The sequence below is a fragment of the Klebsiella sp. RHBSTW-00215 genome (assembly GCF_014103785.1).
Classification (GTDB): domain Bacteria; phylum Pseudomonadota; class Gammaproteobacteria; order Enterobacterales; family Enterobacteriaceae; genus Klebsiella.
On sequence record NZ_JABXQS010000001.1, the window covers coordinates 1,116,362 to 1,132,297 of the forward strand.

The 15,936-nt window shown below is 55.6% G+C and carries 9 protein-coding genes; 2 read left to right on the forward strand and 7 right to left on the reverse strand.

What is annotated here, in order from left to right; genetic code table 11:
* Positions 1 to 47: 47 nt before the first annotated feature.
* Positions 48 to 2,099 (reverse strand): AsmA family protein, encoded by a 2,052-nt coding sequence (locus HV127_RS05470; RefSeq protein WP_182235232.1) that lies wholly within the window; start codon positions 2,097 to 2,099, stop codon positions 48 to 50.
* A 192-nt stretch (positions 2,100 to 2,291) separates the two neighbouring features.
* On the opposite strand from HV127_RS05470, the gene HV127_RS05475 reads away from it, so the two are divergent.
* Positions 2,292 to 2,924, forward strand: coding sequence for a hypothetical protein (locus HV127_RS05475; protein WP_001567369.1), 633 nt, complete (start codon positions 2,292 to 2,294; stop codon positions 2,922 to 2,924).
* 28 nt (positions 2,925 to 2,952) lie between these two features.
* Here the strand turns inward: HV127_RS05475 and HV127_RS05480 are convergent, their stop codons facing one another.
* The gene (locus tag HV127_RS05480) at positions 2,953 to 4,356 is read right to left on the reverse strand and encodes an ISNCY-like element ISKpn21 family transposase (protein WP_001567368.1); all 1,404 of its coding nucleotides are present in this window, start codon (positions 4,354 to 4,356) and stop codon (positions 2,953 to 2,955) included.
* 220 nt (positions 4,357 to 4,576) lie between these two features.
* Here HV127_RS05480 and HV127_RS05485 point away from each other — a divergent pair, with 220 nt between their 5' ends.
* Positions 4,577 to 5,506 carry a sugar kinase gene (locus HV127_RS05485; protein WP_182235233.1) on the forward strand — a complete coding sequence of 310 codons (930 nt, stop codon included), beginning with the start codon at positions 4,577 to 4,579 and terminating at the stop codon, positions 5,504 to 5,506.
* A gap of 292 nt (positions 5,507 to 5,798) precedes the next feature.
* Here HV127_RS05485 and HV127_RS05490 read toward each other — a convergent pair whose 3' ends face one another.
* The 5 genes from HV127_RS05490 to bcsZ form a co-directional block, all read right to left on the reverse strand.
* Entirely contained in the window at positions 5,799 to 7,298 is a 1,500-nt protein-coding gene (locus HV127_RS05490) for a pitrilysin family protein (RefSeq protein WP_182235234.1), read from the reverse strand.
* A gap of 221 nt (positions 7,299 to 7,519) precedes the next feature.
* A complete protein-coding gene (locus tag HV127_RS05495) occupies positions 7,520 to 8,806 on the reverse strand; it encodes a dicarboxylate/amino acid:cation symporter (protein ID WP_110276204.1) in 1,287 nt (428 codons plus the stop codon).
* Positions 8,807 to 8,959: 153 nt separating this feature from the next.
* Positions 8,960 to 10,966 carry a biofilm formation regulator HmsP gene (gene hmsP / locus HV127_RS05500; RefSeq protein WP_220471436.1) on the reverse strand — a complete coding sequence of 669 codons (2,007 nt, stop codon included), beginning with the start codon at positions 10,964 to 10,966 and terminating at the stop codon, positions 8,960 to 8,962.
* A 393-nt stretch (positions 10,967 to 11,359) separates the two neighbouring features.
* Positions 11,360 to 14,845, reverse strand: coding sequence for a cellulose synthase complex outer membrane protein BcsC (gene bcsC / locus HV127_RS05505; RefSeq protein ID WP_182235235.1), 3,486 nt, complete (start codon positions 14,843 to 14,845; stop codon positions 11,360 to 11,362).
* A complete protein-coding gene (bcsZ, locus tag HV127_RS05510) occupies positions 14,827 to 15,936 on the reverse strand; it encodes a cellulose synthase complex periplasmic endoglucanase BcsZ (RefSeq protein WP_182235236.1) in 1,110 nt (369 codons plus the stop codon). Before bcsZ ends, bcsC begins: the two co-directional genes overlap by 19 nt.

Below are 15,936 nucleotides of genomic sequence, written 5' to 3' on the forward strand. Positions count from 1 at the left end.
ACTGACTTCGCCCCCGGCTCTGTGCAGCCGAGGGCGAATCCCCATCCTTATTTTTTCATCTGCGATAAAATCGCCCGACACTGATTCTCATCCCCCTCAGCAGGCGATATCAACGCCAGTAATGCTGCGGCCGGAGTGACCAACGTCGCCAACGCTGCCGCCACCGCACCGCGCACAATCAACGGTCCCGCCTTCACGCCCGCATTCGGTGATTTAAAGCTACCGCGCACATACAGCGGCGAACGCAGAGTGATAATGCGAAAGCCCTTACTCTCCGGATCGATAGTCAGATCCAGCTGCTCCGAGGCAAAGCTGGCGGTACCGGTCACGTTGATCAGTGCATTTTCTGTATCAAAGGCAAACACCTGTGGCCGGGCGACGCCGTTGGTCACATCGATATTCGCCGCCGCACAGTTCACCCGCACTTCGTCATCGCCAAAGATCTGCCCAATAATAAAGTTACCGACGTTCAGGCCAAGAATTTCCATCAGGTTGCGGCTAATCAGTCCGTCGTTCATCAACAGCTTCAAATTACCGTTACTGTTGCCCAGCAGCGCGGCGACGGAATTACCGGTCCCACGAAGCTGGATATCGCCATTCATCTCACCGAGGGTTTTCTGCATCATCTCCACGTTTGGCATCAGCGCTTTCAGCTTCAGACGCCGCGCCTGTAGATTCGCCGTGCCCTGTAGCGGCTTTTTATCTCCTTGCAGATGAATACTGCCAGCGATAGTCCCGTTGGCGAGGCCAAGACGTAGCGGTTGCAGGCGCAGGTCGCCTCGTTCAAGGATCACGTGGGTGGAGAGATCGCTAATCGGCAGCGTCCCGCCGTGCTCAATCTTGCGCCCTTTAAAGCGCACATCCGCATCCATTACCTGCCACTTGTCGGTTTCAAAACGGTCATATGGCAACACTTTCCCGGCGGGCTGCGGCGAGGCTTCGCCTTTACGTTGTTCCGTTTTACTTCCTTTCCCCCCGGAATCGACGCCGATCAGCGGGCCTAAATCCGCCAATCTTAGCTGTCGGGACTCCAGATCGCCTTCGAGCTTAGGCCGGGGTTTACCGGTGGTGTAGGTCAGCGAACCGTGAATATCGCTCTCGCCGATGCGGCCATTAAAATCCTGATAGGCAAAACGTGAACCGCTCTTATCCTTGAAAGTGGCCCGCAGATGCCCATCGGTTGAGAAAGCGGGCGTATCCGGCAGCAGAACGCCGGTCAGGTCGTAGAGATCGCCCAGCGAATCGCCGGAAAATTTCAGCCGCAGATCGACCCCGCCGAGGTTAAGCGGATCGTTAACCGTACCGGTGAACGCTACCCGGGAATTGCCGGAACGAAAATCACCCTGTAGCGGGAACGGCGTCCCTTCACTGCGCAGCGCCAGCATGCCGCCGATTTTTCCCGTCCCGGAGAGCGGCTGCCCGTTATAGCTGCCTTTCGCCTGCAGGCCGAAGACGTAATCGCCGACTTTTTGCGACTCGCCCTTGCCCTTTTCACCCGTCACCTCACTAAACGCCAGCGGTTTACCCAGCGGGTCGACCATAATCGTGACGTCGGCGCGGGTCACTTTATCGTCAATAGCAATCTTGCCGCGATCGAAAAGAATATTGTCGAGGCGGAAAGACCAGCTGGAAGGCGGCGCGTTTTTATTCGCCGCATCGTTCGAGGCGAGATCAAATGTCCAGTTATTCGCTTTCTCCGACAATCGAATCAACCGCGCGTCCGGTTGCTCCAGCTTGATCCACGGTAAATAGACCGTCTTGCTGAGCAACGCCAACGGCGCGAGGGTCGCTTCAACTCGCGGCAGATGTACCATCGTCACCTGCGGGATGTCTGGCGGGTTGCCGAGGACGATATCTTCGGCGTGAACGTGCGGCCAGGGAACCCAGCTACGCCAGCCGCTTTCGCCAGGTTGGCGCTCCCAGACCACGCCCAGATCGCCGCGAATGGCAAACGGTCGGTTCAGTTCAGCGGAAACCTTCTGGTTAATCGTCGGCTTCAGGCGATTCCAGTCAAAGGTCGCCAGCACAATAAAAAACACAACGATCAGTAAGACTATCGTTCCCGAGATAATCGCAACGGTTTTACGGGTTCTGCTCATCCCCTTTGCACTCCTTTTGCAACATGTTAGTCCTGAATATAGTTGAGAAACGCCAGGTGCTCCGCCGAATGAGGTTTGTCAAGGCTCAATTGAAATGTCCGTTATCCAGCTCAATTAAAATGACCACTTTGATCTCTCATTCTCTTTACTGATAGACTTTCCTCCGACTGAAACAACAGGATGATTGAGCCCATGCTTCGATACGAGTTAACGCCGAACAATGCAGGTTTTATACTGTGGGGAGATTCAGAAGCCCTGAATGAATTACATGAACTCATTCATTACATCGTGGATGAAAGCCCACTGATTAAAGTTAAAGACGGATTTATGTTATCCCTTGCCTATGATATTCGTAAAGCACGGGAAGGTAATCGTCGTGTTGAGCAACATCAGTATGATCAACATGATACATATAAGCTTTATGGTGTTGAGCTTTTATGGCCTCTGGTCCTGGTACAGTCCTCAATACTCAGAAACTCAATGGGTTATATTCAGACAGACAAAAACCAGCTGTCTGTCATGTATGCCTTTGAATACCTGATAGAATCAGCATTAACAGAGTCTGAGAGAACAACGTCGAATGATATTATGCTAACAGTAAAATATGCATCAGACTCTGATTTTAATTTCATTGAGGATAATATTGACAGCAGGTGCTGCTATTTTATCAGCCTATCTCCGGAGCAAAGAAAAAAGCAGTTAATCAGTATTGTTCGTTCTTTTCATTCATTATGGGGTAAGTATGCCCGTGAAAAGCAGGACATAAAGATGCTGAACGAAATGAATAATACATCATGGGTCTGGCCGGACAATATCAACTGGTGAGCAACCACTGTCCGGCCAGTGAGTACCATCAGCGGGCTCTTTTACCAAAAATGTCCTCTGAACGTGACTGAAGCTGTTTGAGTGCTTCGAGCATGTCATCATTATCCAGTGAGCGCTGGGATTTCTTCCCTTCCTGCTTTGGCCGTCGTCGGGAAGGGCCATCTCCAGCGGGAATTGACTGAGAGCGCGTGTTATCCCGCTTGCTCTGCACCAGACTGATAAACTCCAGGGTTCGGCCAAGACGCTTGTTATCGACAATCGCGCCCTGGTCGATTTCTGACAGTCGGTCGTAGGTAGAGTAGGGAAGTAGCGTACCGTTCAGGCGCAGCTCTTTTCTGCCATCAGGATAGTGATACACATCGATATATTTACCTATTGCACGGCGACTCAGTTCGCTGTCTTCAATCAGGTACAACATTTTATCATATTGTATCGTCAACGATTTTGAGACTTTACGTTTTTCACGAACAGTGAAAATAAGCCCCAGGTCCTCATCATGTTCTACAGCACGGTGTACGTCAAAATCATGTCGCGGTACTTTGCCAAAACGGCGGTTATAGTCAGCCATATAGGCCTCAGCGAAGTCATTTGCAGCCTCCATTGAACAAATGCCCTGTAACCGCAGCTCTTTGACCAGACGATCCTGTAAAGTGAGGTGAGCTCGTTCTACACGCCCTTTGGCGGGACTGGTTTCTGCACAGATAGTCTGGATGTTCAGTTCATGCATGGCTCGCCCAAACTGAGTATGCCCGTCTCCGCCTGTGGCGTGTTTATTGTTAACACGAAAAACACCGGCTTTATCGCTGTACAGTGCCAGCGGTTTACCATGCTTATCGATATAGCGCCGCGTGGCTTCGAAGTAAGAAAACGTGGACTCCGATTTAACAAACAACAGTTCCATCAGTTTGCTGGTTGCATCATCAACATAGACCAGCGCGGTGCAGGCCGGGCCACGGCCTTCAAACCAGTCGTGATCACAGCCATCTATTTGTATCAGCTCACCAGTACACGGACGCCGGTACCGTGGTTGAGGGATCCTTGCGGCACGTTGTTTACGGGGAACCCATAAGCCAGCCCGCACCATGATGCGCCGGACAGTTTCTTTGCCAAGAAACAGTCCGTGGAGTTCTTCGAGCTTTTCACGCGCCAGAGTCGGACCGAAATCAGCATAACGCGTCTTGATCAGTTCCAGAGCCTGATCTGCGAGCCCGGGTGGCAACTGGCGGTTACCACGCATGCCACATCGTCTGCTGGCCATACCAAGCGGTCCGCCTTCACGGTAACGGGCAAGAAGTCTGCGGCATTGCCTGTCGCTGATACCGAGGTGCTCGGCCGCACGGCGCGTTGTGATGCGACGTTCAATGACGTCCTGTATAATCTTGATCCGGTTGATCTCTTTCAAAGTAAACACTCCTGAGCTTTCTGCGCTCATGATATGCCTCCCGGTAGTTTAAACGGACCAGTGAAGCTTACCATAGCGCGGACATCTGAATTGAGCCACAGGCGGACATTACTATTGAGCCATTACAGGTTTTCGTCACATAATCCGCGTTATGTCAAAAAAATAATGGAACGTTGTTTTAATATCATTGACCATAAAAGCGGCCCAGCGCACACTAGGGTTAATATTGATTTAATTTCAGGTCCTCACTATGTCTAAGAAAATTGCCGTCATTGGCGAATGCATGATTGAGCTGTCAGAGAAAGGCGCGGCGGTAAACCGTGGCTTTGGCGGCGATACCTTAAATACCTCCGTCTATATTGCCCGTCAGACCGACGCCAGCGTGCTGGGTGTGCATTACGTCACCGCGCTGGGGACGGATACTTTTAGCCAGCAGATGTTGGAGTCCTGGCAAGGTGAAAATGTCCAGACGGACCTGATACAGCGTATGGCTGACCGTTTGCCGGGCCTGTATTACATCGAAACCGACGACACCGGTGAGCGTACGTTTTACTACTGGCGCAATGAAGCGGCGGCGAAATTTTGGCTGGAGAGCGAGCAGTCTGCGGCTATCTGCGAAGAGCTGGCAACGTTTGATTACCTTTACCTTAGCGGTATCAGCCTGGCTATCCTTAGCCCGACCAGTCGCGAGAAGCTGCTAACGCTGCTGCGCGAATGCCGCGCAAACGGCGGCAAGGTGATTTTTGATAATAACTATCGCCCGCGCTTGTGGAGCAGCAAAGAAGAGACGCAGCAGGTTTATCAGCAGATGCTGACCTGTACTGATATCGCGTTCCTGACTCTCGACGACGAAGATGCGCTGTGGGGAGAGAAGCCGGTCGAAGAAGTGATCGCCCGCACTCACGCCGCTGGCGTTGAAGAAGTGGTGGTTAAACGCGGCGCTGACTCTTGCCTGGTGGCGATTGTCGGTCAACCGCAGCTGGAAATCCCGGCCGTGAAGCTACCGAAAGAGAAAGTGGTTGATACTACCGCTGCTGGCGATTCATTCAGCGCGGGCTATCTGGCTGTGCGCCTGACCGGCGGCGATGCAGAGTCTGCGGCGAAACGCGGACACCTGACCGCCAGCACGGTAATTCAGTATCGCGGCGCGGTTATCCCGCGCGAAGCGATGCCGCAGTAACTGTAGCGTCGCTAATTCCCGGCTCGCGCTGCGCTATTGTCACAGCGCTCTGCGGGCCGGTAGCCCGGACAAGGCGCGCCAGCGCCGCCTCCGGGAAATGTGCAGGGGCTGATACACCGGCGCTGCTGCTTCCCGGTGGCGCTGCGCTGACCGGGCTACGGGTTCACGGCCGTCTGCTGACTGGTAGCCCGGATAGATGCGCAGCATCGCCTCCGGGGAAAAACACCCGGCGCAATACCCAAAACAGATTTGCCATTAGCAAATCCGGATAGCATTGCTATCCGGTTTTTCTTTACTGTCCTGGCGGAATATCAGTGACTTCGTTACGCCCTTCCACAACATCGCTGGCGCTGCTGGTCGCCGCCGTTGGCGCAGGCATCATCAGTTTTTCCCACGTCGCCTGCAGATCCTTCATGTTGTACTCCGGCTCGCCCTGTGGCTGCTGCAATACCAACGCCATATCCTGCGATAGCTGCTGACGCAGATACTGATTGAGCATATCGACCGTCAGCGAGTTAAGAAACTCCTGGCGCAGCTTCTGATACTGCTCGGGAGCAATATCCACCACCTGGTTTTGCAACGAACGCATCCGCTGGCTAATCAGGATATAAGTATCAGTACGCGCATAGGTGGCGAACAGCTTCTGTAGCTCAAGGTTTTTCTGCGCAATCAGAGCATCAAACTCATCCTGCGGCAGGCCGTTGTCGCGCACTTTCGCCAGCTCACGCGCCACGGTCGTCAAGTTGGCGTTCAAGCGCTCACCCGGCGATTCGATATTGATCGCACACTGCGCACGTTGGTAGAGCACACGACAATCAAAGCCCAGGCCGATATCCTTGATATTACTCTTGCTCAGATTCTGCTGTACGTGCCAGAACAGCGCTTCACGCGCAAGATCATCGCGCCAATAACGCTGGAGCGCTGCCGATTCACGAATAGGCTGCCACGGCGTATCCCACATCAGCGACAGCTTATCCTCGCGCACCGCATCGGTCATGATGCTGACCGGCGTCGTCGGCAGCGGAGATAACGTCGGAACCGCTACTGGCGTTTCGCGTTTGCCCTTCAGGCCGCCAAAGGTTTTGTTGATCTGTTCCGCGACGCTGCGGCTGTCCACGTTGCCGACCACGATCAGGGTCATGGCGTCCGGGGTATACCATTTTTGATAGAAATCTTTGAGCTGAGCGATATCAACCGGTTGTTTCAACGGTGCCGCTGGATCGTGCCCCAACATCGTTGAGCCTTTCAGCCGATAGCGCCACCAGCCTTCTTTGGTATCCGCAGGCCAGGTCACCACCATGTCTTCGCCCTGTAGCGCGTGGTTGACCGTTTCCGGGGTGATCGACATTTTACCGCTAGCGCTCGCCAACCAGCTCAGCGCTTCTTTCAGCAGATCATTGCGGTTATTCGGTAAGCTCAGATTAAACAAACTGTAGTCATAAGAAACGATGGCGGGCGGCAGAGGACGCTTAGGGTCAATACTCTGCTGCCACAAAGAACGCGCCTGCATAGTCGGGAGGCTACCGCTTTGCGTCAGTGCAAGACGCGGGATAAAGTGGCTAAAGCCGCTCTGCTGAGTGCTTTCGCTCAGCGAGCCAATATTCACGGACAGGCGAACTTCGATACGATCGCTGGGACGCTGCGGGGTGGCTAAAACCTGCCACTGAAACCCATTAGCAAGTGTCCCCTGTTGCCAGGCCGGGTCCGGCTGGAGCGCTTCTGCCTGCACATAACCGACCGCCGCTATCATCAGCAAACCACCGGTTAAGAGTCGAATTTTTGTGCCCTGCATGTGAACCCCTGATGAACAATCCTGGTTACAACAGCAGCCCACAGGCGGGCCGCCGAAAAAATGTGGTGAGTTAAGTACGTCGTTTAGACCACGCGGAGATGAAAATGTCGCATGTAGACGTTAAAAAATCATAAGGGTCACCACCGTGCAAGCGGCAGCGACCCCTAATTATGCGCAGGAGCCCGGAGTCCAGCAAGGGACAACGGGCCTAACAGGTGGATTTATGAGGATAATTCGTGCGATTTGCTCGCTGGAGTACGGTTATTCAGGACATCATCCAGCTGTTTGGAGTCCAGCTCTTTTACCCATTTAGCGACCACGATAGTTGCCACGCCGTTACCCACCAGGTTAGTCAGCGCACGCGCCTCGGACATAAAGCGGTCGATACCGAGGATTAACGCCAGACCGGCTACTGGCAAATGGCCGACGGCGGAAATGGTCGCCGCGAGGACGATAAATCCGCTGCCCGTTACGCCCGCCGCGCCTTTCGATGATAGCAGCAGTACCACCAGCAGGGTTATCTGATGGAAAATATCCATGTGGCTGTTGGTTGCCTGAGCGATAAACACTGCCGCCATTGTCAGATAGATGGAGGTGCCATCGAGGTTAAATGAGTAGCCCGTTGGAATAACCAGCCCCACCACCGACTTACGGCAGCCGAGTTTCTCCATCTTATCGAGCATGCGCGGCAGCGCTGACTCAGATGAAGAGGTTCCCAGCACAATCAGCAGCTCTTCGCGGATATAGCGGATAAATTTAAAGATGCTGAAGCCGGTAGCTTTGGCTATCGACCCCAGTACCACTACCACAAACAGGATACAGGTGATGTAGAAGCAGACGATCAGCTGACCAAGCTGCACCAGCGTCCCGACGCCATATTTACCGATGGTAAAGGCCATTGCCCCGAAAGCACCGATTGGCGCCAGGCGCATAATCATGTTGATGATGCCGAAGATGACCTGTGAGAAGCTTTCGATAACGTTGAAAATCAGCTGGCCTTTGCTGCCCAGTCGGTGCAACGCAAAACCAAACAGCACCGCAAACATCAGCACCTGCAGAATGTTGCCGCTGGCAAAAGCGCCGATCACGCTGCCGGGGATAATATCGAGCAAAAACGCCACAATGCCCTGATCTTTCGCCTGTTCGGCGTAAACCGCCACGGCCTTCGCGTCGAGGGTCGCCGGGTCCACGTTCATTCCCGCGCCGGGTTGCACCACGTTGACAATAATCAGGCCGATAATCAGCGCGATGGTGCTCACGACTTCAAAATAGAGCAGCGCAACCGCCCCGGTGCGGCCGACGGCCTTCATGCTTTCCATCCCGGCAATCCCTGTCACGACTGTACAGAAGATAACCGGTGCAATAATCATTTTAATCAGTTTAACGAAGGCATCGCCGAGGGGTTTCATCTGCGCGCCCAGTTCCGGGTAGAAGTGGCCCAGCAGAATACCGATCGCGATGGCCGATAAAACCTGAACATAAAGGCTTTTAAAGAAAGAGATTTTCATAGGTGTCCTTTGGGAAAAACCACAGACAAAGAGTGGATATCGCGTCTGTGGCTTAAAAATAACACCCAAGAAACATTTCAGAAATAACGAGGAGTTAAATTGCAATGGAATTGTTAATTTTTTAGAGCTGACTCGTACAAGCTAACAATATCGTTACAAATTTGCATCCTCAGCATCGGTCTTTAAAAACCGTGCCATAAAAGCGTCTGGCGGCATGGCGCAGCCAAATAGATATCCTTGAACCGCTTCTACGCCCGCCTCCTGCAGCCAGGCATACTGCGCTTGGTTTTCGACCCCTTCCGCGACAATACGCAAATTCAGACCGCGCGCCAGCTGGATAATCGCCGGAACCATGCTGATATCGTCCGGTAACATATCGATAAAGACTTTATCGATTTTCAGAATGTCCACCGGCAGCGATTTAATATGCTGCAGCTGCCGCAGGCCCGCGTAGCCCATACCAAAATCATCCAATGCAATCCGCACGCCGGCTTCACGCAGTGGGCGTAACAGGGAGATTATCGCCTGCGGATCGTCTATCCGGCGACTCTCGGTTACTTCCAGTACCAGCGTTCCCGGCGCGATACGGTAGCGCGAAAGCAGCGCCAGCATTTCGGCGCCACGATCGTGGTGCAGTAACTGTAGCAACGACACGTTAACCGACAGCGGCAGCATGATCCCCTGATTTTGCCAGGCGGCAAGCTGCCGACAGGCCTCTTCCATTACCCAGTAACCGACCGGAACCATCAGCCCACAGGCTTCGATACGCTCAATCAGATCCCCCGGCAGCGACCAACTGCCGTCCGCCTGACGCTGACGCAGCAGCACTTCCGCACCGCACACCTCACCGCTGGCGGTATCCACCTGCGGTTGCAGCCAGGTAGCAAACTGCTGGTTATCGAGCGCCGTCAGAATATCGTGCTCCTCCATTAATCGGCGCTGCGCTTTTTCCATTTGCTCTGGATCGAAGAACTCAATCTGGTTTTTCCCTTTACGCCGCGCGGTCACCGCGGCGGAAAACGCCCGGCGATAGAGTTGTTCGGCGTTGATCTCGCCATTAAACATCGCAATACCGATGCTGGCGCAGGGGCGAAGCTGAATACCATACAGCGGCAAACGCTCATTTACGACAGTAAGTACTTGCTTACTTAACGTCACCGCCTGCCAGGGTTCGGTAATGCCGCTGGCCAGAATTGCGAAGTCATAACCGCTGACCTGGGCCAGCACCATCTGCGCAGGAATGATCGCCCGCAGCTTTCCGACCAGGGTCAGCAGCAGCATTTCACGCTGCGTCTCTTTCAGCACGCCAGCAGTATCTTGTAAGGTTTCGCAGGCAACAACCAGCAGCGCCGAGGGCTGCGGGCGGGCAACGGTCTGCTCCAGCATCGCCATCAAAAAGGCTTTATTGGGCAGGTCTGAGACCGGGAACCGGGTCGACTGCAACGAGAGTTCATCGTGCAGGCGCAGCAGGGTCTGCTGGTTACGGTTGTAGCTGCGCACCAGCATGCCGATCTCATCATCATGATGCAGGCGCGGCAGCGTGAGCTGGTGGCCCAGACGCTCCTGCTGTGGAACATCGTTAAGCTCGCGGGCGACTTTGCGCAGAGGCCGTACTATCAGGCGGTTGATGCACCAGGTGATTGCCACTGTCAGAATCAGCACCAGAAGTAAGTAAGCAGTTACTAACGTCGACAGGGTACTCATCACGAACTTATACATGCGATACGAGTCGGCCTGGAGCACCAGATAGGCCAGCGGCTGCGGGTTAGCTGGTCGTTCAAGGGAATAGATCGGTAGTGAAATCTGCACCGGCAGCTCAAACATGCGGGTGATCATGACCGGCACCGGGCGCTCGGGAATAAAGCGCATTCGCAGCGCCTGGAATTGATTCGGTAATACCACATCCGCCCGGCTGACGATGCCTGCAGGCTGAATGCGGCTCAGAATGGCTTCCGCGTCAGGAATATCGGCTTTGAGGATAGCCGCTGACAGCGGTTCGCGAACGGAACGCGCGATGCTTTCTAATTGCGTGGCCGTGGTAAAGCGACTCTGCTGTACAAAGTGGAACAGCAAAATAGAGCAGAAGACCAATACAAACGCCATGGACACGCTCGCGACCATCGCCATCTGTTTAATTGTAAGTGAACGGCTGACGCGCAACGGGGTTCTCCACTGAAGCTGAACGCATACCCGGTTTAGATCCATCATCACCGGTCTTTTTCAGGCTGATTATATACTCAAATCATTCGCTCGCGCCCGCAAGGTGTGCAGCGATGTCCTGGGGTGCCTTCCCGGAGGCGGCGCAAAACGCCTGTCCGGGCTACAAAACCCAAACCGCACGGACCCGTGGCCCCGGTCACCGAGGAGAATTCCCGGAGGCGGCGCGGTGCGCCTGTCCGGGCTACAAACCCAGACCGCACGGACCCGTAGCCCGGGAAGCCGCAGCGCCACCGGGAAAAAACGATCGGTATTGCCAAAGGCGGGCGAAGTGTGACGAGTATACGCGAAGAGCGTCGTGGAGTGACGCCCTGTCACGTAATTCAGGCTAATCTGCTACCAGTCTGCGTAAGGGACCAGCGGCTGTGGCGGAATATCCATATCGCCCTGCCAGCCGGAAGCCGAGTAGCGAACATAAAGCAACGCATGGCTTGGGGTGTAATCCTTCGCCTGCTGAATATCCACCGCCGCCCCAACAAACCAGTTGCCGGTCACCCGCCGCTCAACCAGCGCCCGGGCGGTATAACCGACGCCCGAACTGCTGCTGCCTTCTTCCGTCAGCTGGCTGGCTGCGTTGCGATACTGCGAGGGAATCAAATTCAGCAGCGGATAGCGAGCTTCTGTTTTGGTCCGCGAATGGGACCAGGAAACGGAACCGCCCAGCTCCCAGGACCAGTTTTCCGTCCGCTGACGCCAGGTCACCGGCACGGCGAAGGAGACATACTCCTGCGGACTGTAGTAACCGCCCTGGCCGAGGGTATAGCCGCTCAGGTCCTTGTCGTAGTGCCAGAGCATATTGTTCAGCCCGACGGTCACCCGGCGATTATCTTCATTAATAACTTTGTAGTAGTAACCGGTCATCCAGCGCACGCGCCAGTTGTCAGCAACGTTTTTACCCGTCAGCTGATCAACGCCCAGCGACGACCACACGCCGTTGGCCTCGCCCTTATCGTAGCTCAGGCTAAGCCCACCGCCGTCGGCGCGCACTCCGCCCCAGGTCTTACCGGTATGACCATCATTACCGTTATCTTTCTGCCCGCCAAAAGCCAACAACGAGCTGGAAATGGGTCGACGATGAACGTTAACGGTGTAGCCCAGCGGGCCAACATCGCTACTGTAGCTCAGGCCACCCACCACATCAACGACGTTAAAGCCCATCGGCGTGGTGCCGATATCGCCGCTCCAGGTGTCGTTTTTCCAGCCCACCGCAACGCTGGCGCCGCTGTCGCTTTGGTGTTTGCTGCCGCCAGTACAGGCGATTTCACCGCAGGTACCCCAGCTCGGCGAGTAGCTGCCGTCGCTATCCGTAGAAAAACTACCGGCATCCATATTGACCAGGTCGGTACGCAAGAACATCCGCCCGTCGGCCAGCGGCGCATCCACGTGCAGCATCGTGGTATGCGCTTTCAGGTCGGAATAGCCGCCGGTACCGCTGGATCCCCAGTAATCGTGCTCAAGCGTGACGTTCAGATCCTGCTGACGATACAGATCGGCAGCATCGCTACGCACCCCGCGCTTCAGCCAGTCGTCACTGCTGTCATTACGCGTCAGGCGCGTGAAAGTGTCGTTATCCTGTGGGCGCACGAGGGTCACGCCGGAGGCCACCATCGCATCTTTGTAACCCTCCAGCGCCTGCTGCGGCTCACCGTTTTGCGCCTGGAAGCGCGCGGCATCGCGTAGCACCAGCGCGCTTTCCATCGACGGCGGCTGGGCTTTCGCTTGCGGAACAATACGGGCGAAAGTTTGCTGCGCCTGAACGCTATCGCCGAGACCCGCTTGTGTCAGAGCAATGCGTCGCTGCATATTGATGGAGCCAACATCCTCGCCCTTGAGCTGAGCCACCTGGGCCCGGGCGGCATTTTTATCGCCATCGGCAAGATAGACTTCCGCAAGGCCCAGACGCGCATCGCCGTTACTCGGCTCTTGCCCGAGGACCTGCTGATATTCCGCTATCGCCGTCCGACTGTCGCCGCGCTGCTGCGCCCAGTCCGCAAGGGTTAGCTCGTAGCGCACCGACGTCGGCTGCTGTTTGATCAGCGCAATGGCCTGCGCCTCCTGACCGCCATCGCGCAGCTGGTTTGCCTGACGCAAGATCTTGTCGCTTTGCAGACGCGCATCCAGCTCGCGAATATTGTCCGTCCACTGTCCACGCGGCAGAGCATTAATCTGTGCCAGCGCCATCTCATCCTGATCGTTACCGGATAAATAGAGGCCATAAGCATAAATCCGGTCGGCATCGCCGGGCTTGCGGTTGACCATCGCACGCATCAGCGCATCAGCTTCACTACGACTGCCCGCGCTGACCAGATCCCGCGATAAGCGGTAAGTTATCCATACGCTATCCGGATCCAGCGCCAGCCTTCGGCGCTGTACTTCTGCTGCCTGCACCCAGTTGCCCTGGCTCTCCAGCAATTCGGCCTGTTTCTCCAGCCGATCGTTGGTCAGGCTACGCTCGATATCGTCAATGCTGCGCCGCTGGCCCGGCGACAGGCTGGCAATGTAGGCACTGGCTTTTTCCGGCGATTCAGCGCGATAGAGATTGGCAAGGCCGCGCACCGCCAGGCTATTGCCGCGGTCCATGCGCAGCGCGCGCTGGTAGTAACGCTCCGCCGCCGCGTTTTCTTTACGCGCCGCCGCCACATCTCCCAAACCCAGCACCGCATAGCTGTCGGTATTGTCTACTCGCTGCGCCTGAGCGTAATAATTTTGCGCCTGCGCCAACTGGCCGCTTTTCAGCGCGTTGTCGCCCTGCTTGATCAGCAGCCAGTAGCGGTTGGTCTTGAGCAGGCTGTCCCATTTGTCGCGGCTCGGGCTATCCGGGTCCATTTTGATGGCTTTACTCAACTGAGCAACCGCCCGCGCCCGATCGCCGCGCTGGGAGTACGCCTGCCCTAACGCGCCAACCGCATCGCTGTCTTTGGCATCCGCCCTTACGGCTTGCTGCAAATCGGCGACGGCCACCGAACCTTTTCCAGCTTTCACCGCCGCCAGACCTTCAGCACGATCGCGGAACGTCGGATCTCTAAGCTGCGTCTGCTGCTGGTCGAGCAGCACCCGAGCATTGGCCGAGGCGGAGCCGGTAGGGAACTGCATTAGAAATCGCTGTAGGGCTTGCACGCTGGCCTTGCTAACCGGCATGCTTTTGACTTCAGTAAACCACATATCGGCAGCGATACCGCGGCCCGCCGCCGAGCGCGACATCTGCTCAAGGTAAGCGAATCCCTCTTCCGGCTTATTGTCGCCAAACATCTGTTTCGCCAGCGCCGTTTGCAGTTGGACGTTGCCCGGCGAGCTGGCGTTAAGTTTTTTTAGCTGATTGACGCCCTCGTTATGGCGTGATGGCAGACGCGCCACCAGCGTCCAGTACTCAATCGCCGCATTTTCATCGCTCGGTACGCCGTTGAACAACTTCTCGTAAGCAGCAATCGCTTCATCAACTTTCCCGGCAACGCCAAGCAGACGGGCCTGCTGTAGCTCCTGGCGACCATCGCCGGTGCTGATATCCATCTCGTTACGTGAGGTTTTGAGCTCCGTCGAGTCCGGGGCCAATTTAGCCAGACGCTCAAGCTGTTTCTGCGCACCGGCGGTATCGCCCTGGCGGATCAGGTAACGCATTCGCGCAGCCACCACATCCGGGTTATTTGGGTCGATCAATTCCAGGCGATACAACGACTGACGTACCAGGTCTTCACGATTGCTGGCCTCGCCGAGGCGCACCTGCTCCAGCAGATGTTGCTGAGCGGGCGTGTTCGCGGCGTGCGCCAGCGGCATCAGCGCGACGCTTAAAGAGAGCGTGAATAAGCTTAGTGAGAACTTGTGCATTCCTGGTTCCAGTCAGGTCGTAATTCGCCAGCGGCGGTGAAGCGAAAACGGTGTTGATCCCATCCCTGACCGAAAAGGGTCAGGACCGCGCTGTAGTAAGCATCCGCGCCGGGGTAATCGTCAGCGACGCGCTGGCGCTGAATCGCCCGGGCGTCGTCATTTTGCAAAAATGGCAGTAGCGACGCGGAGAAGCCAACCGGGCCATTGCCAGTGGTTTTACCGTTGGCGATATTGGTTTTTTCCGGCGGCACGCCCTGGCTGATAGTCTGAGTTTCCATCGGCTTAAAGCGCGCCAGCAGAGGTTTTTTTTGCTTATCGCCGTCGTCAAGCATACCGGCCCACAAATAGACGCGAATGGCGTCATAGCTGCCGATAATGGGTTTATCCGCTTTCAACTGCCAGCCTTTGCCTTTTTCGTAGCGTACCCAGTCAGGCGAAAAACCTTTTGGCGCGGTCTCCAGCAGCAGGCGCAGATTCGCTTCGCGTACCTTCGGCCATGGAGCGCCAAAAGTGGCAAAGTAGGTCGCCAGCTGCGGCGGCAGGTAGCTGGGGTTAAAGCGCCAGCCGCCGTCATCGACGAAGCCAACTTTCCCCGGCAACACCAGCGGCCCGAGCCCCGGCACCGTCACGATTTCTTCATCGGCAATCCGCGCCAGCAGCGCTTTACCGACTTCAGTGTATTGCGGCATTTTCCACAAGCGTCCGGCTTCCAGCAGCGACCAGGCTATCCATAAATCGGAATCAGACGCCGAGTTGCTATCGAGAACCGTCCACTCATCATCACTCTTTTTACCCCACAACCAGCCCGGCAGATGCGCGCGCAGGTCACCCTCCGCGAGGTTGTTTTGCGTCCACTCAAATAGCTTGCTAAAACCCTCGCGGTCATTGGCCGCCAGGGCAAAGAACAACGCGTAGCTTTGCCCTTCCGAAGTGGTGATTTTTCGTGAATCGCTGGGGTCGATAACCCGCCCTTCGGCGCTGACGTACTCTTTTTTAAACTGCTCCCAGGCCGGCCACTGACAGGCGGCGCTAACCTGCGCCGCCGCCAGAATCAACACCGATAACACCACTCCACGTACTGCATTCATCAT

Excerpts from the sequence above, each read along its gene's own strand:
- HV127_RS05470 (WP_182235232.1), bottom strand. The coding sequence starts at position 2,099 with ATGAGCAGAACCCGTAAAACCGTTGCGATTATCTCGGGAACGATAGTC.
- HV127_RS05475 (WP_001567369.1), top strand. The coding sequence starts at position 2,292 with ATGCTTCGATACGAGTTAACGCCGAACAATGCAGGTTTTATACTGTGG.
- HV127_RS05480 (WP_001567368.1), bottom strand. The coding sequence starts at position 4,356 with ATGAGCGCAGAAAGCTCAGGAGTGTTTACTTTGAAAGAGATCAACCGG.
- HV127_RS05485 (WP_182235233.1), top strand. The coding sequence starts at position 4,577 with ATGTCTAAGAAAATTGCCGTCATTGGCGAATGCATGATTGAGCTGTCA.
- HV127_RS05490 (WP_182235234.1), bottom strand. The coding sequence starts at position 7,298 with ATGCAGGGCACAAAAATTCGACTCTTAACCGGTGGTTTGCTGATGATA.
- HV127_RS05495 (WP_110276204.1), bottom strand. The coding sequence starts at position 8,806 with ATGAAAATCTCTTTCTTTAAAAGCCTTTATGTTCAGGTTTTATCGGCC.
- bcsC (WP_182235235.1), bottom strand. The coding sequence starts at position 14,845 with ATGCACAAGTTCTCACTAAGCTTATTCACGCTCTCTTTAAGCGTCGCG.
- bcsZ (WP_182235236.1), bottom strand. The coding sequence starts at position 15,936 with ATGATGAATGCAGTACGTGGAGTGGTGTTATCGGTGTTGATTCTGGCG.